The sequence below is a fragment of the Marinobacter denitrificans genome (genome assembly GCF_008795955.1).
GTDB lineage: Bacteria > Pseudomonadota > Gammaproteobacteria > Pseudomonadales > Oleiphilaceae > Marinobacter > Marinobacter denitrificans.
The window spans coordinates 176,380-199,776 of sequence record NZ_VMHN01000002.1 but is presented as its reverse complement, the minus strand read 5'-3'; the positions used below and the strand labels follow the sequence as shown (position 1 = coordinate 199,776).

Genomic DNA, 23,397 nt, shown 5'->3' with positions numbered 1-23,397 from the left:
CGCGCTATTGCGACAACAAAGGAGAAAACCATGAACAAGAAACTCACAACCCTGGCAATGGCTTCAATACTGGCAATCACCGCTGGTTGCGCCACATCGGGTGGCCGGGATTACAGCGATTCGTTGTACCTGCGGGGCCAGTTTGCCTGGTGGGATGCCCTGCCGGAATACAAGGTAAAGCAGGTGGAGAGTGGCCTGTATCGAACGGAAGTCGAGCTCAAGGCTGACGGCCAGCCTTACGAATTCAAGTTCGGTGATGCCAACTGGTCATCCGGCACCAACTGCGGCTACCTTTCGGAGGAAGATAAAGAGGTGGAACTGAACAAACCGATGAAGGCCAACTGCTCCGCCGTGTTCGAAAATTTCCGCTTCACGCCCCCGGAGACAGCCACCTACGGGTTTTACTTTGACGTTCGTGGCGAAACACCGGAAATCTATATTGAAGAGGCAAACTGAAAAGCCCGGGGGTAACCCCGGGCCCGATTCAGCGTAATACCGAGGCACCCCTGACAGGGTGCCTTTTTGTTTACTGGCGCTCTACTTCCGCACTGTCACGGAGGTATTGCTGGTAGGCCTGATACTCTCGCTGGCCTTCCAATGAGGCCAGGAAATCACGGAGCTGGCCGAACTCATCCCCGTCGCGGTTTACATCCCCTTCATTGACGCTTTCAAGGGCAATAATTGCCACGCCATCGCCGTACATTACCGAACCGTACGCTACCTCGTCATCCCCGGGACGCTGGAGAGAAAATACACCGCCCATGACATCCCTGCTCACAACAGGATTGTTGCGCGGCTGATCATCATAGGACTGCCATTCCCCGATGCCGAATTCCCCAAGCTCCTTGCCGGACTCCAGCTCCGTTATAATGGTTTCGGCGCGCTGGCTCAGGGCTTCGCGGGTCTTCTGGCGTGTCAGTTCCGCACGGATCTGGTCCGACACTTCATCCAGGGGTTGCTGCTGGGCTTCATGGTACTGAGCCACTCTGGCAACCACAGACATATTATCACCCACATCAATCAGCTCCGTATTGAAGCCATCCTTCAGCACATCCTCCGAGAACAACTGACGAACAAGCCCCTCATGGTCAAACGGCGCTTCGCCACCTTCACGCGTGACACTGTCTTTCTCCCGCACTTCCAGACCAAGCTCCTGTGCCGGGCCTGCCAGATCGTCAGCTGCATAGGCCAGATCGGCAAGTTCCGTGCGAACCTCGGCAAATCGCCCTTCGGCCTTGCTGCGCGCAAGTTCTCTGCGAAGCTCATCCTCCAGCTCCTCCAGTGGAGGCACGTCGGCCTTCTGCACATCCAGCAATTTGATCAGGTGGATACCGAAGGTTGTTGAAACCGGCTCCGAGACTTCGCCTTTATCAAGCTGAAACAGGGTTTCCTCGAACGCTTCGTCGTAAACGCCTCTACCCGCAAAGCCCAGGTCGCCGCCTTCCTCTGCAGAAACGGTGTCTACAGAATACTCTTTAGCCAGTTCGGAAAAATCTTCGCCTTCGTCCAGCCGCTCCTGAATAGTCGCCATGGTTTCTTGAGCGTCTTCGCCATCCTCAATCAGAATGTGGGCCGCACGACGCTCTTCCCTGGCAAGATCTGATGAGCGCTCCTCGTAATATTCGCGAAGCTCGTCATCACCGACCTCAACCGTGTCAGCGAGCGCTTCCTGTGACAGGGCAATGTACCGGGCATCGACTCTTTCAGGCTGCTGGAACGCCTCCTGGTTATCCTGATAGTAGGCTTCGATCTCGGCCTCTGTAACTTCAACCTGGTCACTGACAACATCCTCAGAGAGCGTCACCAGCCGGAAATCGCGTGTCTGGTTCTGAATGCGCAGCAACTGGGCCACGTTCTCCCTGGCCGCCATACCACTCTGGGCGATGCCGGCACGAATCTGATTTACTACATACTGCTTGCGCATGGTGTCCCGGAACTCGCCGACGCCCATGCCCATATTTCTGACCGTCGCGACAAACCGGTCACGGTTGAACGAACCATCAACCTGAAACTGGGGCATCTGGGTGATCAGTGAATCGATGTCCTGATCCGACAATTCCAGGCCCTGGTTCTCGGCATCCTGGGTCATGACCTTTTCCTGGATCAGCGACTCCAGCACGTCACGACGGACCTGGTCTTCATCAAGCAGGGAGGGATCCGGATTATCCATTTCCGACAGACGTCGCTGGCTTTCGATCTGAACGACGCGCAGGTACTCCCGCTCGGTAATCTCATCGCCGTTGACCGTAGCAACCTCGGGCTCGCCGGAAAATCCGCCGACAATCGCGTCCATTCCCCAGATTGAGAGTGAAACAATCAGTAGGCCAATAATGATTTTGGCAATGGTGCCCTGGGCATTTTCCCGAATATCTTGAAGCATGTTTCTCCCGGATCCCTGATCAATGTCTTTAAGGGTCTCTTAACGTAAAAAGGCGCATTCATTCAGGAATGCGCCTTGAATTCATCGGAGCTGGCTGACTGCGGTATTGCCACCGGGCCAACCGCTCCGGCAACACCCTCGTTCCGGGCGCTGCCAAATGAAAGCTACCGTTATTTAACGGCGTCTTTCAGGGCCTTGCCTGCCTTGAACCCAGGCACTTTGGAGGCCGGGATCTTGATCTCGGCACCAGTTTGCGGGTTACGGCCAGTACGCGCGGCACGCTCTTTAACGGAGAAAGTACCAAAACCAATCAGCGTTACCTGATCGCCTTTTTTCAGGGCGCCGGTAATGGAGGTGGTCATGGCATCCAGAGCGCGGCCAGCGGCGGCTTTGGAGATATCTGCGGATTCTGCAATTGCATCGATCAGTTCGGACTTGTTCACACTAAACCCCTTCGATTTCAGGTTGAAGATGTTATAGGTTGGTTTGTTGTTTCCTGGATGTTCCCGACTATCGCATAAGCGGTCAGAGAATTCCATTCTTCACTATTTTTATTCCTTTCGGTTACTAACCGGTGTTCGGAATAGGCATTAACTGCGCGGGAGCCCTTGATATTGGCTGCTTCACGGCGAAACAGTTATACCAATGGGCTCTCTCGCATGTCAACAACAGGCCGCGTGTTTAATGTGTATTTATGCGCTCTGCCGCTTCACCATCGTCATCCCTGGGCGTGCCTGACGCCTTTTTCGACGATGAATCTTCGGTGAGAGGTTCAGGGGGATAAGCCAGCGCGATGTCCAGCACTTCGTCGATCCACTTGACCGGGCGAATCTCCAGGGATTCCTTGATATTATCCGGTATCTCTTTGAGATCACGGGCATTTTCATCAGGGATAATCACCGTTTTGATACCGCCTCGGTGGGCCGCCAATAGCTTTTCCTTGAGCCCTCCAATGGGCAGTACGCGCCCCCGAAGAGTGATCTCACCGGTCATCGCCACGTCGGCGCGAACCGGAATCTGGGTCAACGCAGAAACCAGTGCCGTGCACATGCCCACGCCGGCGCTGGGACCATCTTTTGGTGTTGCACCTTCCGGAACGTGCACGTGAAGATCGTGCTTTTCATGAAAATCATCACTGATACCCAGGCCGAGTGCCCGGCTCCTGACCACTGTCAAGGCGGCCTGAATGGACTCCTGCATGACATCACCCAGGGAGCCGGTCTTGATGACCCTGCCCTTGCCCTTGGTCAGTGCACATTCGAGTGTCAGCAGTTCACCGCCAACCTGGGTCCAGGCCAGACCGGTTACCTGCCCCACCTGGTTCTTTTCCTCGGCCAGACCATACTTGAACTTCTTCACACCCGAGTAGTCTTCGAGCAACTCCGGCGTGAGGACCACAGAGGACTTCTCACCGCTCTCTACATGATCACGCACCACCTTGCGGCAGAGTTTGGCAATCTCCCGCTCCAGGCCACGTACGCCTGCCTCACGGGTGTAGTAGCGAATCAGATCACGAAGCGTTTCCTGGGGGATTTCCAGTTCGTTCTTGCGCAGACCATTGGCCTTGATCTGTTTCGGTAACAGGTACTTGAGCGCAATATTGACCTTCTCGTCTTCGGTATACCCCGGAATACGGATGATTTCCATGCGGTCCAGCAGGGCCGGCGGAATGTCCATGGAGTTCGACGTACACACGAACATCACGTCCGAGAGATCGTAGTCCACCTCCAGGTAATGGTCGTTGAAGGTGTGATTCTGCTCCGGATCCAGTACCTCCAGAAGGGCAGATGCGGGGTCGCCACGATGATCCATACCCATCTTGTCGATTTCATCGAACAGGAACAGAGGGTTTTTCACGCCCACCTTGGACAGCTTCTGCAACAGTTTGCCTGGCAATGCCCCAATGTAGGTTTTGCGGTGGCCGCGAATTTCCGCTTCATCGCGTACGCCGCCAAGCGCCATGCGGGTGTACTTGCGGTTAGTGGCGCGGGCAATGGACTGCCCGAGGGAGGTTTTACCCACACCAGGCGGGCCCACCAGGCACAAGACAGGGCCCTTTACCTTTTTGACCCGGCTCTGGACCGCCAGATACTCGAGAATACGCTTTTTGACCTCATCCAGGCCGTAATGATCTTCGTCCAGAATTTCGCGGGCCTTTTCGATGTCGTGGCGAACACGGCTGCGCTTCTTCCAGGGAATGGCCAGCATCCAGTCAATATAGCCACGAACCACCGTCGCCTCAGCTGACATGGGGGACATCATCTTGAGCTTGTTAAGCTCCGCCTCGGTCTTCTTGCGGGCCTCCTCTGGCAGACCGGCTTCTTCCAGCTTCTGCTCAAGCTCTTCGAAATCGTTGTTGCCCTCGCCCAGGCTTCCCATTTCCTTCTGAATGGCTTTCATCTGCTCGTTGAGGTAATACTCTCGCTGGCTGCGCTCCATCTGTTTCTTGACGCGACCGCGAATGCGCTTCTCAACTTCGATGAGGTCGATTTCGCCATCGAGTTTGCCGAGTAGCAGATCCACGCGCTGGCGGATTTCGAGCGCTTCCAGCAGCTCCTGCTTCTCGGGAATCTTCAGTTCAAGGTGAGCCGCCATGGTATCGGCCAGGCGCTCAAGTTCGGTGATACCGGTGAGTGCATTGGATACTTCCGAGGGCACCTTCCTGGACAGTTTGACGTACTTCTCGAACTCGTCCATCAGGGTTTTGACCAGCACTTCCTCTTCCCGTGCCGGCAGGGAATCTTCGTCCATCAGCATGGCCTTACCGGCCAGGTATTCACCGTCGGCGATGTTGGTAATAGTTGCACGGGCATTGCCTTCCACCAGTACCTTTACGGTTCCATCCGGCAGCCGCAGCATTTGCAATACCGTAGCCACCGTACCCATGGCAAATACGTCATCGGGGCCAGGCTCATCCGTGGACGCATCTCGCTGGGCAACCAGCAGGATTTCCTTATTGCCCTCCATGGCCGCTTCCAACGCCTGTATGGACTTTTCACGGCCCACAAACAGCGGCACCACCATGTGCGGGAACACCACCACGTCTCTGAGCGGCAACAGCGGGTATTCTTGCACAGATTCTTCAGGTATCAGGGTCATAGAAAATCCTCTGACGATGTTTGTTTCAGCATATCACCCTTCATTGGGGCGACAGCAAAAATTGCAATCTTTTTACAGTTCCGATGCGGCGCCGGGCCATGTACTCGGGGCATAAAAAAAGGGCGTCGCCGCCCTTTTTTACACTAACAGCCCGGACGCTCAGTCCTCCGGCACTGCCTTGGCGTGGTCGCTGCTGTCATAGATTTTGAACGGCTCGGATTGCCCGTTTATCACGCTCTCGTCAATAACCACTTTGGAAACGTCATGCTCCGATGGAATCTGATACATCGTATCCAGCAGCGTGGCCTCCATGATGGAGCGCAAACCCCGCGCGCCGGTTTTCCGCGCCATTGCCTTGCGGGCAACAGCACGCAGTGCGTCTTCACGGAAGTCCAGCTCGACACCTTCCATATCAAACAGTTTCTGATACTGCTTGGTAAGGGCGTTTTTGGGCTCTGTCAGGATCTGGACAAGCGCTTCTTCATCCAGCTCCGTCAGAGTCGCCACAACCGGCAGGCGGCCGACGAATTCGGGGATCAGGCCGTACTTGACCAGATCTTCCGTTTCCACATCCTTGATGATGTCACCGGTGTTCTTGGTGTCGTCCGGGCTCTTGACCGTAGCCGAAAAACCGATGCTGCTGCGCTCGGAGCGCTCCTGGATCACCTTGTCCAGGCCCGCAAAGGCACCACCGCAAATGAACAGCATGTTGCCCGTATCCACCTGCAGGAACTCCTGCTGCGGATGCTTGCGACCACCCTGGGGGGGTACCGAAGCCACCGTGCCTTCAATCAGCTTGAGCAGCGCCTGCTGGACACCTTCACCGGATACATCCCGGGTAATCGACGGGTTGTCGGACTTGCGGGATATCTTGTCAATTTCATCGATATAGACAATACCGCGCTGGGCTTTATCCACATCGTAATCGCATTTCTGCAGCAGCTTCTGGATGATGTTCTCAACATCCTCACCCACGTAGCCCGCTTCCGTCAGCGTGGTAGCATCGGCAATGGTAAAGGGAACGTTGAGCATCCGCGCCAGCGTTTCAGCAAGCAGCGTCTTACCGCTACCGGTGGGGCCGATCAGCAGGATGTTACTCTTGCCAAGCTCCACTTCGGCCTTGCCTTCGCCGTAGCGCAAACGCTTGTAGTGGTTATACACGGCTACAGAAAGCACCACTTTGGCGCGGTCCTGGCCGATGACGTACTCGTTCAGCGTATCGCGGATTTCGGCGGGTGTCGGAAGACGATCGCTTGCCTCTTCCTGCGCATTCTCCTGGATTTCTTCCCGGATAATATCGTTGCACAGGTCGACGCACTCGTCGCAGATGAACACCGAGGGCCCTGCAATGAGCTTACGGACTTCATGCTGGCTCTTTCCACAAAACGAGCAGTACAGCAACTTGCCGTTATCGTCGCCTCTGCCGTTTCTTTCATCTGCCATTGAAATACCTCTGAGCTTGGTTTACCGGCGTAATTACCTAAATACGCCGGCAGGGAATGTTGCGATTACCATCAGTATTATTTATTCGGTACACGCTTATCAAGTATAGAATCGATCAGGCCATAGTCCTTCGCCTGCTGCGGGTCCATAAAATTATCGCGGTCCGTGTCCTTGGCGATGGTCTCCAGCTTCTGCCCGGTATGGTGGGCAAGGATGGAATTCAGGGTGTGACGTATCTTCAGAATCTCGCGGGTGTGGATCTCGATATCCGTTGCCTGGCCCTGATAGCCACCCAGCGGCTGGTGGATCATCACCCGGGAATTCGGAAGACAGGCCCGCTTTCCCTCAGCCCCGCCTGCCAACAGAAACGCACCCATGCTGGCGGCCTGGCCTACACAGAGTGTAGACACGTCCGGCTTGATAAATTGCATGGTGTCGTAGATGGACATACCGGCGGTGACAGAGCCGCCCGGGCTGTTGATGTACAGATGGATGTCCTTGTCAGGATTCTCGGATTCGAGGAACAGCAACTGGGCCACAATCAGATTGGCCATGTGATCCTCAACCGGGCCCACCAGAAAGATAACCCGTTCCTTGAGCAGACGGGAAAATATATCAAAAGAACGTTCGCCTCGTGCGGTCTGCTCGATAACGATTGGCACCAGGCCGGAATTGGTAACCATTGCGGGACCATCAATTGGTTTCTGCGTCATGATGCGCGTGAACTCCTTCTGGACAATGAAATGGCGTTCGTTTGCCACAGCTTTATATATCGCTACGCCTCGTACTGTTCGGTGCCTACTCTGCCAGCACCGGGCCAAGATGAAAACAGCCGGACGTGCCGGCTGTTTTCCCTGTCAGGCGTGCGGGGACCGTCAAAGCGCCCCCGTACTCTTTAGCCTTGCTGCTGCTGGCCAGCCTGAATGGCTTCTTCGTACTTGAGCTTCTTTTCCTTGACCTGGGCTTTATCCAGAACCAGATCAACCACCGCATCTTCAAGAACAGACGACTCGATCTGCTGCTTCTGTTCGGGATTGCCGTTGAAATGCGCAACAACCTCTTCCGGTTGTTCATACGTTGACGCAATTTCCTGGATCTTTTCATCCACTTTAGCAGGATCTGCTTTCAAGTCATTCTGTTTGACCACTTCCTGGAACAGCAGGCCGGTTTTCACGCGACGGCGGGCCTGCTCCTCAAAAATTTCCTTGGGCAGCTGCTGGAAGTCAACCTGGCCACCGAAACGCTGTACCGCGTCCTGGCGCAAACGGTCAATTTCCTGATCAACCAGGGCTGTAGGCACTTCAAGATCCGTGCTTTCCAGCAGCCCTTCAACAACGTCATTCTTGACCTTGTTGGAGATAGCCTGCTTGAGCTCACGCTCCATGTTTTTCTGAACTTCTTCGCGGAAAGCCGCTTCGTCTTCCGCGTCGATACCGAATTTCTTGAAAAACTCGGTATCCAGTTCAGGCAGCTGCGGCTCCTGAACCTCGTGAATCTTGATTTCGAACTTCGCCGGCTTGCCTGCGAGTTCTTCGTTCTGGTAATCCTCGGGGAAGGTTACCTCAATTTCCAGCTCTTCACCGGCTTTGCCACCGACTATGCCCTTCTCAAAGCCGGGAATCATCTGCCCTGAACCCAGAGTCAGCTTGTGGTTCTCAGCAGCGCCACCTTCGAACTCTTCACCGTCAACAAAACCCTTGAAATCAATCAGCACAACGTCCTTGTTCTTGGACTTGCGCTTGACAGATTTCATGGTGGCCTGCTGGCGACGCAGATTGTCGATCATGGTATCGACGTCTTTATCGGTTATCTCGGCCTTCGGCTTTTCAACAGAGATCTTGCTGAAATCCCCCAGCTCGACTTCCGGCAGTACTTCAAAAATCGCCACGAACTCGAGGTCTTTGCCCTCTTCCATGGTTTTCGGCTCGAACTTGGGCCAGCCCGCCGGGTTGATATCCTGCTCCTGAAGCGCCTTGATGTAGTTGTCACGCATGACTTCGCCCACGATTTCCTGGCGGACGCTGTCACCGAAACGACGCTTCACCACACTCATGGGCACCTTGCCCGGACGGAAACCGTTCATTTTTACTGTGCGTGCGGTTTCCTGCAGGCGTTTCTGGACCGCCTGGTCAATTTCCTGGGCGGGCACACCAATCGTCATCCGACGTTCGATGTTGGAGGTCGTTTCAACAGACACTTGCATGGAAGATCCTCAAATTACAGGTTCGGTATGTGAATGAAAATAAAACCAAAAATCCTGATCAGGGCGAATTCCCGGAAAAGGACGCAAATTTAAAAGCGGGTAGTTTATCACGGTTTGCCATGCCGAGAGAATCACCCGGTACAGGCTCTTTTGCGGGAACAGGTCACAGACAGCCAAGGGAAAGAAATCAGATAAGAATGGTGCGAGCGGAGAGACTCGAACTCTCACGGGTTGCCCCACTGGAACCTAAATCCAGCGCGTCTACCAGTTCCGCCACGCTCGCACACGATTTGTGAACTCACTCCTGCAAGAGCAAGGATAGAATTCAGCAACTGCGGAAATAAACCAGGAATCACTGAGGAGAAAATTGGGGTGGACGAAGGGGATCGAACCCTCGACCGCAGGAGTCACAATCCTGAGCTCTACCAACTGAGCTACGTCCACCACATCCAGACTACCGCCGGGACAACCCCAACAGGTATTCCAAACTAACTTTGCTGATTCGGTGTCTCCGGGACGGTTCAGACCGTCTGCGGTATGGCGCGCCCGGCAGGACTCGAACCTGCGACCACCGGCTTAGAAGGCCGATGCTCTATCCAGCTGAGCTACGGGCGCATATGACCGTTCGCCCACCTGACTGTCCAATGCCACTCCGGGCTAACCAGAAAGTGGTCGGGGTAGAGAGATTCGAACTCCCGACATCCTGCTCCCAAAGCAGGCGCGCTACCAGACTGCGCTATACCCCGTCTGAACTGAACAACAGATACCTCAGCAAAGTTGGCGCGCATATTACCGGCGCCGGGCCGGTCCGTCAACACGCATTTGGGCTTTTTCCTCGCCGATTGGCGGCAAGCCCCAAGCATGAGACAATGCGACGCCTTTATTTTCGCACAACCGACAAGACAAAGACATGAGCGCCAAACTGATTAACGGAAAAGAAATTGCCGCCACGGTTCGACAGCAGGTAGCGGCAGGAACAGAAGCCCGGAAACAACAGGGGCTTCGCCCCCCGGGACTGGCTGTTGTGCTGGTGGGCAACGACCCGGCCTCACACGTATACGTAGGCAACAAACGCAAGGCCTGCGATGAAGCCGGCATCATGTCGCTTTCCTATGACCTGCCGGAAGATACCTCACAGGAGGCGCTGGAGGCGCTGATTGACGAGCTTAACGAAAACCCGGATGTAGACGGCATACTGGTACAACTGCCGCTGCCCACCCATATGGACGCAGACCCCATTCTGCTGAAAATCCGGCCAGACAAGGATGTGGATGGCTTCCACCCATTCAATATTGGCCGCCTGATGCAGCGCAAACCCGCCCTGAGGCCCTGCACACCCGCCGGCGTCATCACCCTGCTGGACAGCATTGACACCCCTTACAAGGGCCAGCACGCCGTTATAGTGGGCGCTTCCAACATCGTCGGTCGACCCATGACCATGGAACTGCTGCTTAAAGGCGCCACTGTTACCGTGTGCCACCGTTTTACCGACAACCTGGAAAAGTTTGTCAGTGAAGCTGACATTCTGATCGCTGCCGTTGGCAAGCCGGGGCTGATCAAAGGTGAATGGGTCAAGCCAGGAGCAACCGTGATTGATGTCGGCATCAACCGGATGGACGATGGCAAGCTACGCGGGGATGTTGATTTCGCGGCTGCGTCAGAGCGGGCAGCCTATATTACGCCGGTTCCCGGCGGTGTGGGGCCGATGACGATTGCCACTTTGCTGCAGAATACGTTGTATGCGGCAAATGAGTTACACAAGAACTGAGCGAAAGCCGGGTTGTCGGATTCCTCTAAAAGCTCCACCCACAAAAAACCCCGCAAATGCGGGGTTTTTTGATGGCCGGGTGTTTACTGCCCGTACTTCTCTTTCGCCTTCAGGCGATAGGCGTGCAGAAGCGGCTCGGTGTAGCCGTTTGGCTGCTCGCGGCCCTTGAGCACCAGATCCATGGCGGCCTGGAAGGCGATGCTGCCATCGAACTCCGGCGCCATGTCACGGTAGGACGGGTCTTTGGCATTCTGGCGGTCTACAACCGCAGCCATGCGCTTCATGGTCTCCTGGATCTGCTCTTCGGTGCAGACGCCGTGATAGAGCCAATTGGCGAGAAGCTGAGAGGCAATGCGCAGCGTGGCCCGGTCTTCCATCAGGCCCACGTCATTGATGTCAGGCACCTTGGAACAGCCCACACCACTGTCGATCCAGCGCACCACATAACCGAGGATGCCCTGGGCGTTGTTGTCCAGCTCCTGCTGGATCTCTTCCGCCGACAGAGACTTGGGGTCGTCCATAACGGGAACCGTCAGAATATCGTCCAGGTTGGCGCGGGTGCGGCTTTCCAGCTCTTTCTGGATATCAGCAACGTTGACCTGGTGATAATGGGTGGCGTGCAGTGTGGCCGCCGTTGGGGAGGGCACCCAGGCAGTATTGGCACCCGCCTTCGGGTGGCCGATCTTGGCTTCGAGCATGCCGGCCATCAGGTCAGGCATGGCCCACATGCCCTTGCCGATCTGGGCAACACCACGGAAACCGGTTTCCAGGCCAATATCCACGTTCCACTGCTCGTATGCCTGGATCCACGCAGCCTGTTTCATCGGCCCCTTGCGGATAAACGGCCCCAGCTCCATGGAGGTATGGATTTCGTCGCCGGTGCGGTCGAGGAAGCCGGTGTTGATAAACACCGCGCGTTCTTTGGCAGCATGGATACAGGACTTGAGGTTTACCGTTGTGCGGCGCTCCTCATCCATAATGCCCACTTTCAGAGTGAACGCGGGCAGGCCAAGCGCGTCTTCCACACGGCCGAAGAACTCGTTGGTGAATGCCACTTCTTCCGGGCCATGCATCTTCGGCTTGACGATGTAAACCGAACCCTTGGTGCTGTTCTGCAGCTTCCCAGTGCCCTTCAGATCGTGAATCGCGATCAGTGACGTCAGCAGGCCATCCATCAGCCCCTCAGGCACTTCACTGCCGTCTTTCAGCAGGATGGCCGGGTTAGTCATCAGGTGGCCTACGTTGCGCACGAACATCAGGCTGCGGCCTTTCAATACCAATTCGCCACCCTCGGGGGTGGAATAGGTACGGTCTTCGTGCATCTTGCGGGTCATCTGCTGCCCGCCTTTCTCGAAGGTCTCCTCCAGGTCGCCCTTCATCAGGCCGAGCCAGTTGCGATAGGCCAGCGCCTTGTCGTCTGCATCAACGGCGGCAACGGAGTCTTCACAGTCCATGATGGTGGTCAGGGCCGACTCCATCAGCACGTCTTTGACGTGAGCACCGTCGTCCTTGCCAATCGGATGGCTGGCATCGATCTGGATTTCGAAATGCATGCCGTTCTTGACCAGCAACACGCCCGTGGGCGTATCCGCTGCACCGGTATAACCAACAAAACCGGACTCGTCTTTCAGGCCAGTGGATTCGCCATTCTGCAGCTTGACCACAAGCTTGCCACCCTCAACACGGTAATGCGCTGCGTCCTTGTGACTACCTGAAGCCAGTGGTGCAGAGCTGTCCAGAAGATTGCGGGCAAACTCGATAACCTTGGCGCCACGAACCGGATTGTAACCACGGCCCTTTTCGGCGCCGTCGTCCTCGGAAATCGCATCGGTGCCATAGAGAGCGTCGTAAAGGCTGCCCCAACGTGCGTTGGCGGCGTTCAGGGCGAAACGGGCGTTCATCACCGGAACCACGAGCTGGGGGCCAGCCATGGTGGCTACTTCCGGGTCAACGTTGGAGGTGGAAATTTTAAAATCACCCGGCTCGTCAACCAGGTAGCTGATGTCCTTCAGGAACGACTTGTACTCGGCCATGTCCAGCTTCTGGCCCTTGTGCTCACGATTCCAGGTGTCCATCTTTTCCTGGATGGCATCGCGCTTGGCGAGCAGCTCTTTGTTGCGGGGCGCCAGTTCGTGAACAATCTTGTCGAACTCGCCCCAGAACTTGTCAGCATCGACACCGGTGCCCGGAATCGCTTCATTGTTAACGAAATCGAACAGGTTCTTTGCGACCTGAAGGCCGCCGACTTGTACGCGTTCTGTCATCGTTGTTTGCCTCAGTGGGTTACTGTATTCCCTGCCCTTTCAGCGGGTTTTCCCGGAAGAGCCGTTATAATTCGAGGGCCGTATTGTACGGGAATTTCCCTACAACGTCATTCCCGCGCCTACAACCCGACCTTTGGTGGAGCTTATCCCCGGCGCCAACTGGTACCTTCACGGCTGTCGTCCAGAACGATGCCCTTGTGCGCCAGCTCGTCCCGGATACGGTCTGCCTCGGCGAAGTTCTTCTGCGTCCGCGCGTCGGCCCGGGCCTGGATCAGGGCCTCGATATCCTCTGCACTGAGCTCACTGCCGGTATCGGCCTGGAAGAAGGCTTCAGGGTCCTGTTGCAGCAAGCCGAGGATACCGCCGAGCCGTACCAGCACAGCAGCCTGTTCGTTGGCCTCCGCATCGCGACCTTCCCGGCGGTGCTGATTGATCTCATTGGCTACGGCGTGCAGCACAGCGATGGCACCAGCGGTATTGAAGTCGTCATCCATGGCCTCGGCGAAGCGCCTGTCATGCTCGGTTTCCGGCACGTCCTTGGCGGGCACCAGCCCCCGCAAGGCATGATACAACCTGGTAAGGGTGCGCCCCGCTTCCGCCAGATTATCTTCCGAGTAATCTACCTGACTGCGGTAATGGCTGGAAACCAGGAAGTAACGCACCACTTCCGGCGCATACTTTTCAAAGATCTCGCGAATGGTAAAGAAATTGCCCAGGGACTTGGACATCTTTTCCTTGTTTACCCGAATGGCACCCGCGTGCATCCAGGTGTTAACAAAGGTATGGCCGTTGGCGCACTCGGACTGGGCGATTTCGTTCTCATGGTGCGGAAACAGCAGGTCCGGCCCGCCACCGTGAATATCGAAGGTCTCCCCCAGGCACCGGTTCGACATGGCGGAACATTCGATGTGCCAGCCCGGGCGACCATCGCCCCAGGGCGAAGGCCAGCTTACCTCACCGGGTTTTGCCGCCTTCCACAGCACAAAGTCCGCCGGGCTGCGCTTGGCCTCCTGAACATCCACGCGGGCACCAGCCACCAGATCCTCAAGCTTTTTCTTGCTGAGCTTGCCGTAGTCCGGATATGACTCGACAGAAAAGTACACGTCACCGTTATCTGCAGCATAGGCATGGCCGCTGGTGACGAGCTTGTGGATCATGGCAACGATTTCGTTGATGTACTCGGTAGCGCATGGCTCTTCCGTTGGCGACAGAACACCAAGCTTGGCCTCGTCCTCGTGCATGGCCTTGATCATGCGCTTGGTGAGATCGCTATAAACTTCGCCGTTTTCATCGGCACGGCGCAGTATTTTATCGTCGATATCAGTAATGTTGCGCACATAGTGAACATCGTACCCCCTATGTCGCAAATACCGCGTAATCACATCAAATGCCACCAACACCCTCGCATGCCCCAGATGACAGTAGTCATAAACCGTCATGCCACACACGTACATGCGAACCTTCCTGGGTTCTATAGGTTTGAACTCTTCCTTCTGCTGACTAAGGGTGTTGTAGATTCTGATCACGCTGCGCTCGTTAATAGATTGAATGAATGTATCACCGAAATTCGACGGACCAGGCGGGCAGGGACGTATTCACGGCGTGTCCCGGCAGGCCCTGCCCGACTGGTCCCTGGTCCCTGCACCCCGGCCTGACCTTATTTACCCTTTGCCCAGGAATCCCGGAGGGTCACGGTACGGTTGAAGACCGGGCGGCCTGAAGCGGCTGTCAACTCTTCATCACAGAAGAAGTAGCCTTCCCGCTCGAACTGGTATGGTAGGTCTGTCCTGGGAGTAGCAAGGCTTTTTTCGACTCTTGCGCCCTTAAGAACGACCAGAGACTCCGGGTTGATAGATTCAACAAAATCTGTCTCTTTATCGCCGTCCGGGGACTCATTGTTGAATAGCCGGTCATACTGGTTAATGTCCGTCTCAACACTGTCAGAGGCCGACACCCAGTGAACCACACCGTTCGGTTTATAACCTTCGGGATTCACACCCAGAGTATTGGGGTCGTACTCGCACTTCAGCTCGACAATCTCGCCACTGTCATCGCGGATAACCTCGCGACAGGTCATTACATAACCACCGCGCAGGCGAACCGCCTGATTCGGCGCCAGGCGCTTCCACTTCCGTGGCGGCTCCTCAGCGAAGTCTTCCCGGTCGATATACAGGGTCTGGCTCCAGGTTACTTCCCGCTCGCCCATGTCCGGGTTCTGGGGATGAACTGGCAGTACCAAAGTTTCCGTTTTGTCTTCCGGATAGTTGGTCAGGGTCACCTTCAGCGGGCGCATGACGCACATGGCCCGGGGTGCCCGGGTGTTCAGGTCTTCGCGGATGGCGTGTTCCAGCATGCCCATATCAACGGTACCGCCGGCCTTGTTGACGCCGATCATGTCGCAGAAGATGCGGATGGATTCCGGGGTATAACCGCGGCGGCGCAGGCCCGAGATGGTGGGCATGCGCGGATCGTTCCAGCCATCCACGAACCCTTCATCCACCAGACGTTTGAGCTTGCGCTTGCTGGTAATGGTGTAGTTCAGGTTCAGCCGGGCGAATTCGATCTGGCGCGGCTGACAGGGAGCGGAGATATTTTCCAGCACCCAGTCATAAAGCGGGCGATGATCCTCGAATTCCAACGTGCACAGGGAGTGGGTAATCCCCTCCATGGCGTCGGAAATCGGATGGGTGAAATCGTACATCGGGTAGATGCACCACTTGTCGCCGGTCTGGTGGTGGTCAGCGTAGCGAATCCGATAAAGGATCGGGTCCCGCATATTGATATTCGGGGATGCCATGTCAATTTTGGCACGCAGTACCAGCTCGCCGTTCTGGTATTTGCCGGCGCGCATGTCCCGGAACAGCTGCAGGTTTTCTTCCACCGGACGATCACGGTACGGGCTGTTCTGGCCCGGCTCTTTCAGGGTGCCCCGGTATTCGGCCATCTGGTCGGCAGTAAGGGCGCACACATAGGCCTTGCCCTTTTCAATCAGCTCAACGGCAAAGTCGTAGATAGCATCAAAATAATCCGAGGCGTAACGCACCTCCCCTGCCCATTCGTAGCCCAGCCAGTGAACATCCTGCTTGATGGCGTCGATGTACTCCTGGGATTCCTTCTCCGGGTTGGTATCGTCAAACCGCAGAGTGCATACACCGTCAAACGTTTCGGCAATACCGAAGTTCAGGCAGATCGACTTGGCGTGACCGATGTGCAGGTATCCGTTGGGCTCCGGCGGAAACCGCGTGACCACCTTGCCTGTGTGCTCGCCTTTGGCAACTGCGTCTTCAATCAGGCTCTGGATGAAGTTATGGGCTTTCTTGGACTCGGCGCTCATACAATCTCAATCATAGGGTGTGGGTCTGAAACCGCGTATTATACTCACAAATCCTTGCCTAACTCATGCACGCATACAAACTCTTCAGTACAATACCCGCAACGTTGCTTTTTATACCCATTCGAACAGGAAAGCCTGATGATTCTGCTGAAAACTTCTCACGGTGATATCAAACTGGAACTGGATTACGAGAACGCCCCGGAGACCGCAAAAAACTTCGAACAGTACGTTCGCGACGGCTTCTACGACGGCCTGATTTTCCACCGGGTGATCAGTAACTTCATGATTCAGGGTGGTGGCTTCGAACCGGGAATGACGCCGCGCAAGACCCGCGAGCCTATCAAGAACGAGGCCAACAACGGTCTGAGCAACATGCAGGGCACGGTTGCCATGGCCCGCACCATGGACCCCCACTCCGCAACCGCGCAGTTCTTCATTAACGTCGAGAACAACGGTTTCCTCGACCATACGGCCGAAAACGCCGAAGGCTGGGGCTACTGTGTTTTCGGTAAGGTTGTGGACGGCATGGACACCGTCAACGCAATTCGCGCCGTGCGCACCACCCTACGCTCCGGCCACCAGGACGTTCCCGCTGAAGATGTGGTGATTGAAAAAGCCGACGTTGTAGAGGATGGAGGCGCAGCGTGACCACGCTGTTCATTTCTGATCTTCATCTCGAAGAGTCCCGGCCCGACATAACCAATGCGTTCCTGGCTTTCCTTGAGGAAAAGGCCCTGGGGATAGAGCAACTCTATATCCTCGGCGATTTTTTCGAGGCCTGGATTGGCGACGATGAGCGCACGCCATTACAGGAAAAGGTAGCGGAGGCCCTGCGCGAAGTGAGCGCTTCCGGTACGCAACTGTTCCTGATGCACGGAAACCGGGATTTCCTGATCGGCGAGGAATACTGCAGCCGAATTGGCGCCACCCTGCTCGACGATCCGACCGTGGTGGATTTGTACGGCACGCCCACCCTGCTGATGCACGGCGACAGCCTGTGCACCGCCGACGTGGAATACCAGAAGTTCCGGGCCAACATGCGCAACCCGCAATGGCAGCAGATGATCCTCCAGCGGCCTTTGGCGGAGCGTCAGCAGATGGCCCGCCAACTGCGTGAAATCAGTATGGCCAAGAACAAGGGCAAGGAAGAGTTCATCATGGACGTCACCCCTGATGAGGTGGTGAAGGAATTGGAAGCCCATAACGTGCAGCTTATCATCCACGGCCACACCCACCGCCCCGCAGTTCATGAGCTTGAAGCCAACGGTAAGCCTGCAGCACGTATCGTACTGGGGGACTGGGATGAGAACGTCTGGTGGCTGGAAGTCACTCCAGACCAACCCCCAACCCTTAAAAAGCACCGCCTATAAGCAAAGGGCTTCTGCCCCATAGCTGGAACTCGGCTATGGGGCGGGGTGCCTTTTCTGCCGGGAACAAAGGTGTCTGAGCGCAGCGAGTTCTTTTTCCCAGAAGAAAAGGCACCCCGCCCCATGGCCAGCCACCACCCCCAGCCCCGAGTTAATGCTGAAGAATCTGCTCCAGGAACTTCTGGGTTCTTGGCTCCCGGGGATTGCTGAAAAACTCCTGGGGTGGCGCTTGCTCCACGATCTCACCGCCATCCATAAAGATTACGCGGTCTGCCACAGTTTTCGCAAAGCCCATCTCGTGGGTAACGCAGATCATGGTCATGCCACTGCCTGCCAGTTCGATCATGACATCCAGCACTTCCTTGATCATTTCCGGGTCCAATGCCGAGGTGGGCTCATCAAACAGCATGATCTTCGGCTTCATACACAGCGCGCGCGCAATGGCCACCCGCTGTTGCTGACCACCGGATAACTGCCCGGGAAACTTGTTGGCCTGATCCGGAATCTTGACCCGGGTGAGATACTCCATGGCAGCCTCTTCCGCCTCTTTTCTCGGGGTCTTCCGGACCCAGATGGGCGAGAGACAGCAGTTCTCCAACACCGTCAGGTGCGGGAACAGGTTGAAGTGCTGGAACACCATCCCGACTTCACGGCGCACCGTATCTATATGGCGGATATCGTCGGTCAGCTCGATGTTATCGACAATGATCTTGCCTTTCTGGTGCTCCTCCAACCGGTTTATGCACCTTATAAACGTCGACTTTCCCGACCCGGAGGGACCACAGATAACAATGCGCTCGCCGTGGCGGACATCGAGGTTCAGATCCTTGAGTACGTGGAAATCTCCGTACCATTTGTTCATCCCCTCCACCCGTATGATGGCGGAGCTCTCGTCTTTCTGACTCGGAACAGAGTTCAGTGACTCTGGTGCCTGGGTTTGTTCAGTCATAGTGTTACCCATCAGGTCTTGTGACCGGTGTCTAGTTTACGTTCAAGATTCTGGCTATACCGGGAAATACCAAAGCAGAAGATCCAGAAACAGAAAGCCACAAACACGTAACCTTCTATCGCAACGCTCCGCCAGGCCGGGTCCGTAATCGTGGACTGCACGGTACCGAGAATGTCGAACAGGCCGATTATCAGTACCAGCGTGGTGTCCTTGAAAAGCGATATAAAGGTATTGACGATGCCCGGAATCACCATTTTGAGCGCCTGAGGCAGAATGATCAGCCCGGTTTTCTTCCAGTAGCCCAGCCCAAGGGCATCAGCCGCTTCATACTGCCCTCTCGGAATCGCCTGCAGGCCACCACGGATCACTTCCGCCATATAGGCAGACTGCCAGAGCGTGATGCCAATCAGCGCCCGCATCAGCTTTTCGAAGTTCACCCCGTCCGGTAGAAACAGCGGCAGCATTACTGAGGCCATGAACAGCACCGTAATCAACGGAACTGCTCGCCAGACTTCAATGAACACTACACAGATACCCCGGATAATCGGCATTTCTGAACGCCGCCCCAGCGCCAGCACTATGCCGATGGGCAGCGACGCGATGATCCCGATGTACGCCAGGATCAGAGTCAGCATCAGACCGCCCCATTTGCTGCTTTCCACAACTTCCAGGCCAAAATAGCCGCCGGGCACCAGAAAGTAGCCCACAACCGGCAGGCCGGTCAGACCGAACAGGCCAAACCATTTGCGGCCGGGAAAACCTTCTATGAACTGCGGAATAAAGGACAGGGCCAGCAGCCCGAACATCACATCCACTCGCCACTGGAGATCATCCGGGTAAAACCCGTAGATAAAGAAATTCAGTCGCTCACTGATAAAAAGCCAGCAGGCCCCAGTGCCCGTGCAATCACTCGGCTCGTCGCCCAGGAATGTGGCATCAAAAAACAGCCAGTTAAAAAGCGGCCCCACACTGGTCACCACCAGGTACCCGACCACCAGCGTGAGCAGGCTGTTGTACCAGCTCGAGAACAGGTTCTGGCGTATCCAGACGACGGGGCTGGTCGCAATTTTCGGTGGCTTCATCATTGGCTCAGTCATCATCGCTCCTTAATCGCCGCAGCCCTGTTATAGATGTTCATAAACAGGGAAATTGACAGACTGATGGTGAGATATACCGCCATGGTAATAGCGACCACTTCCACCGCCTGGCCGGTCTGGTTCAAGGTTGTACCCATGAACACAGCCACCAGATCGGGATATCCGATAGCCGTTGCCAGCGATGAGTTCTTTGCCAGGTTCAGGTATTGGCTCGTAAGCGGGGGAATAATGACCCGCATTGCCTGGGGAATAACCACCAGGCGCAACGTCAGGCTGTTAGGGATACCGAGTGCCTTGGCTGCCTCGGTCTGCCCTTTGCTGACGGACAGAATGCCGGATCTGACAATCTCGGCAATAAAACTGGCGGTGTAGAGGGATAACGCAATCCACAGGGCCGCCAGCTCAGGAATAATGGTGATGCCGCCACCGAAATTGAACCCTTTCAGTGCGGGTAAATCCCACTCCAGGGGCGCACCGGCCGCCAGGTAAGCCACCGCAGGCACAATCACCAGAATGGCGACTCCCACCTTGAAAGTGGGAAATATCCGGCCGGTAGCAAGCTGACGCTTCTTCGCCCAGGCGCGCAGGCCGAGGACCGCTACTATAGCTGCGAGGACAGCACCCCAGACCAGGCCAAAGCCCTCCTGGGTGATTGGCTCCGGCAGATAGAGCCCCCGATTATTCAGGAAAAAGCTGCCACCAACCTCGACGCTCTGGCGGGGTGAAGGCAGACTGCCGAGCACCGCGAAGTACCAGAAAAAGATCTGCAAAAGCAATGGGATATTTCGAATAACTTCGATGTACACGAGCGCGAGCTTGGCCACGAGCCAGTTACTGGACAGCCGTGCCACGCCAACAATAAAACCGATAATGGTGGCTGTTACAATGCCCATTGCCGAAACCAGCAATGTATTCATGAGGCCAACAACGAACGTGCGGCCGTACGTCATGGTGGAGTCATAAGGCACCAGCGACATGATAATGCCGAAGCCCGCTGTCTCTTTGAGGAACCCGAAGCCGGTACTTATGCCACGGCTTTCCATATTCGAGAGGGTGTTATCGATTAGTGTCCAGCCGCCCCAGAAAACAAGGGCAATGGCAATGAACTGAAAAAAGATGGAACGTATTCTGGGGTCGTACCAGGGCTTCGGCCCTGCCGGCCTTGAGTCAACAGTCTGTTTTGTCATGGAGTTTCCCGGAAAGCTGAACCGCGATGAAACAAATCACGAAAACAGCGGGCGGGCGGAGAACCCGCACCACCCGCTGTCCGCTTTCGGGTTTTAACGGAGCGGTGGCGCGTAAAGAATACCGCCTTCCGTCCACAACGCATTCAGGCCGCGATCCAGCCCAAGCGGAGTGTCCGGGCCGACATTGCGGTCATACATTTCACCGTAGTTACCCACCTGTTTGACCACTTTCTGACCGAAATCATCCGGCAGACCCAGTTTGGCGCCCATATCGCCGTCGGTGCCCAGCAAGCGCTGGATGTTGGGGTTGTCTGACTTCAGCATCTCTTCAACGTTGTCGCTGGTAATGCCCAGCTCTTCGGCGTTGATCTGGGCAAACAGCACCCATTTGACGATGTTGAACCACTGGTCGTCACCCTGACGGACCACGGGGCCCAAAGGCTCCTTGGAGATGGTATTCGGCAGGATCTCCGCGGAGCTTGGATCGTTCAGCTTGGAGCGCAGTGCTGCCAGTTGCGAACGGTCAGAGGTCAGCACGTCACAACGGCCTGCAGCAAAACCCTGGACCGTCTGCTCGGAGGTATCAAAAACAATCGGTTCGTATTCCATGCCTTCGGAGCGGAAATAATCGGACAGGTTCAACTCCGTAGTGGTGCCGGCCTGAATACAGATGGTCGCACCGTTCAGTTCGGTTGCATCTTTGACACCAAGCTCCTTGTTGATCAGAAAGCCCTGCCCGTCGTAATAATTGGTGCCGGTGAAGTTCAGGCCCAGAGACGCGTCACGGGTGAGCGTCCAGGTGGTGTTACGGGAGAGCACGTCGATCTCGCCCGACTGCAGAGCAGTCAAACGCTCTTTCGCAGTCAGCGGAGTAAATTCAACGGCTTGTGCATCACCGAAGACGGCGGCAGCGATGGCGCGGCAGGTATCAACATCGATACCTGTCCAGTTACCCTTATCGTCTGGCTGGGAAAAACCGGGGAGACCACTTGTCACACCGCACTGTAAATGTCCTTTTTCTTTAACGCTTTCAAGCGTTGTTGCCGCGGAAACGACCGAAGCAGAAAACAGGCCGCAAAGCATGACTGCGCCGACGGCAATCGACTTGGAATTATTCATTCTGAGTTCTCCGAAATTCCGTTGGTTAGAGGAGCATCTGGCTTTTAGCAATTTACAAGCCATGCAAACTAACCCATTGATTTATAGTATTTGTTTTTTCATGAGCATTTCTCAATAACACCAACAGGCCACAACACTGTGCGGTCAACGCTTCGATTCGGGGCACTGGGCCGCCAGAGACTCCTGAGCCGGCATTTCTGAACGCTCATGTATAAAATAGAAGCAGTTATGGAAATCGACCAGTTTTCCGGTGATTTTCTGCATCGGTGCCTTTTCAACCGCTTAGCCCGGCTCACGATAGGTATCGATCCTTGCCAGCCAGCCAGGCAGCCATCTCTCGCGCTCTATGGCTTTCGGGGCAAGCTCTGCCCGGCGAGTGAGCGTGTTTTTTGCCGCCACCCGAAATCTATGAAGAACGGAGCCATCTTTCTCAGGCATGGCGAGAAGCACCTGCAGCAACCCCCAGCCCTGGCCCTGGTAGGTTTCCTGTGCTGACAGCCCCTCACCCTTGAAATTGACGTAATCAATAACCGCGTACGCTCCGCCGGGAGTCGCTATCAGTTCCTGCAAATGCTCCCGAAGCTTGGCCTGACGGGGCTCCGGTGCGGCGGACACAACTGTCTCAAGCGCCTGTCGCGCACGCCGTACAATGAAATCCGCCTGTACACCGCGAGTGGCCCATAAAAACTCTCTCAGCGAAGCCACCCTTTCATCACGTTCTTCATTAGCCTCTGCATCGTCTTCGGCCTGCCTGAAGGCATTACGATCCGGCCATGGTGCGTCAAACGGTTCCAGCTCATTCAACCAACGGGGAAGTGTTACGGATTGCTCCCGCATGAAACCGACCAGTTCCGGAAAGCTCTCAACGAATTGCCCATCCACCTCAGCCGGATACCAGATAAAATGCCCGATCCCCAGGGATGGGAAGGCTTCTCCCTCATTCCAGTGGACCAGACAGGTTTTCCGGCCGGCACACTCATTAAGGAAAATCTGCTCACCAATCCAGGTCAGCTCATCGGGCGCGAGCTCGATGTCCAGATCCGGGGCTTCGCTGGTGTGCAGACACCCGGTCAGAAAGAGCACGAGCCCGATTAACAGCGATTCATATTTAACGTGCGACATTGCCAGCCTCCAGCCGGTGGGGATACCCTGTTTTACAGGAATGTTGCCCCGCACCAAAACATTGG

18 protein-coding genes and 4 tRNA genes are annotated in these 23,397 nt (G+C 55.8%); 4 read left to right on the top strand and 18 right to left on the bottom strand.

All coding sequences use genetic code 11. From position 1 onward, the window contains the following. Positions 1-30 precede the first annotated feature (30 nt). Positions 31-456, top strand: coding sequence for a hypothetical protein (locus tag FO268_RS08915; RefSeq protein WP_150992106.1), 426 nt, complete (start codon positions 31-33; stop codon positions 454-456). Between the two features lie 70 nt (positions 457-526). On the opposite strand, the gene FO268_RS08910 is transcribed toward FO268_RS08915, so the two are convergent. The 10 genes from FO268_RS08910 to FO268_RS08865 all read right to left on the bottom strand — a co-directional run bounded on the left by FO268_RS08910 (position 527) and on the right by FO268_RS08865 (position 9,871). Beyond that, positions 527-2,380, bottom strand: coding sequence for a SurA N-terminal domain-containing protein (locus FO268_RS08910; protein WP_150992104.1), 1,854 nt, complete (start codon positions 2,378-2,380; stop codon positions 527-529). A 170-nt stretch (positions 2,381-2,550) separates the two neighbouring features. Continuing rightward, positions 2,551-2,823 carry an HU family DNA-binding protein gene (locus tag FO268_RS08905; protein ID WP_027832426.1) on the bottom strand — a complete coding sequence of 91 codons (273 nt, stop codon included), beginning with the start codon at positions 2,821-2,823 and terminating at the stop codon, positions 2,551-2,553. Between the two features lie 238 nt (positions 2,824-3,061). Beyond that, positions 3,062-5,479 (bottom strand): endopeptidase La, encoded by a 2,418-nt coding sequence (lon, locus tag FO268_RS08900; protein ID WP_150992102.1) that lies wholly within the window; start codon positions 5,477-5,479, stop codon positions 3,062-3,064. Between the two features lie 159 nt (positions 5,480-5,638). Next, positions 5,639-6,922 (bottom strand): ATP-dependent Clp protease ATP-binding subunit ClpX, encoded by a 1,284-nt coding sequence (gene clpX, locus FO268_RS08895; RefSeq protein ID WP_150992100.1) that lies wholly within the window; start codon positions 6,920-6,922, stop codon positions 5,639-5,641. A 77-nt stretch (positions 6,923-6,999) separates the two neighbouring features. Then, positions 7,000-7,635, bottom strand: coding sequence for an ATP-dependent Clp endopeptidase proteolytic subunit ClpP (gene clpP, locus FO268_RS08890; RefSeq protein WP_150992098.1), 636 nt, complete (start codon positions 7,633-7,635; stop codon positions 7,000-7,002). A 182-nt stretch (positions 7,636-7,817) separates the two neighbouring features. After that, complete coding sequence (tig, locus tag FO268_RS08885; protein WP_150992096.1) at positions 7,818-9,125, bottom strand: trigger factor; 1,308 nt, start codon at positions 9,123-9,125, stop codon at positions 7,818-7,820. Positions 9,126-9,323: 198 nt separating this feature from the next. Further along, positions 9,324-9,408, bottom strand: a tRNA-Leu gene (locus FO268_RS08880). 85 nt (positions 9,409-9,493) lie between these two features. Further along, positions 9,494-9,569 (bottom strand) — tRNA-His (locus FO268_RS08875). Positions 9,570-9,663: 94 nt separating this feature from the next. Further along, positions 9,664-9,740: transfer RNA gene (locus tag FO268_RS08870), tRNA-Arg, on the bottom strand. A 54-nt stretch (positions 9,741-9,794) separates the two neighbouring features. Continuing rightward, positions 9,795-9,871, bottom strand: a tRNA-Pro gene (locus tag FO268_RS08865). A gap of 164 nt (positions 9,872-10,035) precedes the next feature. Here FO268_RS08865 and folD point away from each other — a divergent pair. After that, positions 10,036-10,893 (top strand): bifunctional methylenetetrahydrofolate dehydrogenase/methenyltetrahydrofolate cyclohydrolase FolD, encoded by an 858-nt coding sequence (gene folD / locus FO268_RS08860; protein WP_150992095.1) that lies wholly within the window; start codon positions 10,036-10,038, stop codon positions 10,891-10,893. Between the two features lie 83 nt (positions 10,894-10,976). On the opposite strand, the gene FO268_RS08855 is transcribed toward folD, so the two are convergent. From FO268_RS08855 to FO268_RS08845, 3 genes are all read right to left on the bottom strand, one after another. Further along, a complete protein-coding gene (locus FO268_RS08855; RefSeq protein ID WP_150992093.1) occupies positions 10,977-13,157 on the bottom strand; it encodes a malate synthase G in 2,181 nt (726 codons plus the stop codon). Between the two features lie 143 nt (positions 13,158-13,300). Continuing rightward, positions 13,301-14,683: a cysteine--tRNA ligase gene (gene cysS, locus FO268_RS08850; RefSeq protein WP_150992091.1), complete on the bottom strand. Its 1,383-nt coding sequence runs from the start codon at positions 14,681-14,683 to the stop codon at positions 13,301-13,303. A 131-nt stretch (positions 14,684-14,814) separates the two neighbouring features. Further along, the gene (locus FO268_RS08845; RefSeq protein WP_150992089.1) at positions 14,815-16,491 is read right to left on the bottom strand and encodes a glutamine--tRNA ligase/YqeY domain fusion protein; all 1,677 of its coding nucleotides are present in this window, start codon (positions 16,489-16,491) and stop codon (positions 14,815-14,817) included. A gap of 138 nt (positions 16,492-16,629) precedes the next feature. On the opposite strand from FO268_RS08845, the gene FO268_RS08840 reads away from it, so the two are divergent. Both FO268_RS08840 and FO268_RS08835 read left to right on the top strand, forming a co-directional pair. Continuing rightward, positions 16,630-17,139, top strand: a complete 510-nt coding sequence (locus FO268_RS08840) for a peptidylprolyl isomerase (protein ID WP_150992087.1) — start codon at positions 16,630-16,632, stop codon at positions 17,137-17,139. After that, complete coding sequence (locus tag FO268_RS08835) at positions 17,136-17,861, top strand: UDP-2,3-diacylglucosamine diphosphatase (protein WP_150992085.1); 726 nt, start codon at positions 17,136-17,138, stop codon at positions 17,859-17,861. Before FO268_RS08840 ends, FO268_RS08835 begins: the two co-directional genes overlap by 4 nt. Positions 17,862-18,009: 148 nt before the next feature. On the opposite strand, the gene FO268_RS08830 is transcribed toward FO268_RS08835, so the two are convergent. From FO268_RS08830 to FO268_RS08810, 5 genes are all read right to left on the bottom strand, one after another. Continuing rightward, positions 18,010-18,720: an amino acid ABC transporter ATP-binding protein gene (locus tag FO268_RS08830; protein ID WP_202336619.1), complete on the bottom strand. Its 711-nt coding sequence runs from the start codon at positions 18,718-18,720 to the stop codon at positions 18,010-18,012. Positions 18,721-18,818: 98 nt separating this feature from the next. Continuing rightward, positions 18,819-19,904, bottom strand: a complete 1,086-nt coding sequence (locus FO268_RS08825; protein WP_150992083.1) for an amino acid ABC transporter permease — start codon at positions 19,902-19,904, stop codon at positions 18,819-18,821. Then, positions 19,904-21,091 (bottom strand): amino acid ABC transporter permease, encoded by a 1,188-nt coding sequence (locus FO268_RS08820; RefSeq protein WP_150992081.1) that lies wholly within the window; start codon positions 21,089-21,091, stop codon positions 19,904-19,906. Before FO268_RS08820 ends, FO268_RS08825 begins: the two co-directional genes overlap by 1 nt. 93 nt (positions 21,092-21,184) lie before the next feature. After that, the gene (locus FO268_RS08815) at positions 21,185-22,210 is read right to left on the bottom strand and encodes an amino acid ABC transporter substrate-binding protein (protein WP_150992079.1); all 1,026 of its coding nucleotides are present in this window, start codon (positions 22,208-22,210) and stop codon (positions 21,185-21,187) included. A 282-nt stretch (positions 22,211-22,492) separates the two neighbouring features. After that, positions 22,493-23,332, bottom strand: a complete 840-nt coding sequence (locus FO268_RS08810; protein WP_150992077.1) for a hypothetical protein — start codon at positions 23,330-23,332, stop codon at positions 22,493-22,495. Between the last annotated feature and the right edge of the window lie 65 nt (positions 23,333-23,397).

What these genes read in the sequence shown, in the direction of transcription:
- FO268_RS08915 (WP_150992106.1), top strand. Translation starts at nt 31, where the DNA reads ATGAACAAGAAACTCACAACCCTGGCAATGGCTTCAATACTGGCAATC.
- FO268_RS08910 (WP_150992104.1), bottom strand. Translation starts at nt 2,380, where the DNA reads ATGCTTCAAGATATTCGGGAAAATGCCCAGGGCACCATTGCCAAAATC.
- lon (WP_150992102.1), bottom strand. Translation starts at nt 5,479, where the DNA reads ATGACCCTGATACCTGAAGAATCTGTGCAAGAATACCCGCTGTTGCCG.
- clpX (WP_150992100.1), bottom strand. Translation starts at nt 6,922, where the DNA reads ATGGCAGATGAAAGAAACGGCAGAGGCGACGATAACGGCAAGTTGCTG.
- clpP (WP_150992098.1), bottom strand. Translation starts at nt 7,635, where the DNA reads ATGACGCAGAAACCAATTGATGGTCCCGCAATGGTTACCAATTCCGGC.
- tig (WP_150992096.1), bottom strand. Translation starts at nt 9,125, where the DNA reads ATGCAAGTGTCTGTTGAAACGACCTCCAACATCGAACGTCGGATGACG.
- folD (WP_150992095.1), top strand. Translation starts at nt 10,036, where the DNA reads ATGAGCGCCAAACTGATTAACGGAAAAGAAATTGCCGCCACGGTTCGA.
- FO268_RS08855 (WP_150992093.1), bottom strand. Translation starts at nt 13,157, where the DNA reads ATGACAGAACGCGTACAAGTCGGCGGCCTTCAGGTCGCAAAGAACCTG.
- FO268_RS08845 (WP_150992089.1), bottom strand. Translation starts at nt 16,491, where the DNA reads ATGAGCGCCGAGTCCAAGAAAGCCCATAACTTCATCCAGAGCCTGATT.
- FO268_RS08840 (WP_150992087.1), top strand. Translation starts at nt 16,630, where the DNA reads ATGATTCTGCTGAAAACTTCTCACGGTGATATCAAACTGGAACTGGAT.
- FO268_RS08830 (WP_202336619.1), bottom strand. Translation starts at nt 18,720, where the DNA reads ATGAACAAATGGTACGGAGATTTCCACGTACTCAAGGATCTGAACCTC.
- FO268_RS08825 (WP_150992083.1), bottom strand. Translation starts at nt 19,904, where the DNA reads ATGACTGAGCCAATGATGAAGCCACCGAAAATTGCGACCAGCCCCGTC.
- FO268_RS08820 (WP_150992081.1), bottom strand. Translation starts at nt 21,091, where the DNA reads ATGACAAAACAGACTGTTGACTCAAGGCCGGCAGGGCCGAAGCCCTGG.
- FO268_RS08815 (WP_150992079.1), bottom strand. Translation starts at nt 22,210, where the DNA reads ATGAATAATTCCAAGTCGATTGCCGTCGGCGCAGTCATGCTTTGCGGC.
- FO268_RS08810 (WP_150992077.1), bottom strand. Translation starts at nt 23,332, where the DNA reads ATGTCGCACGTTAAATATGAATCGCTGTTAATCGGGCTCGTGCTCTTT.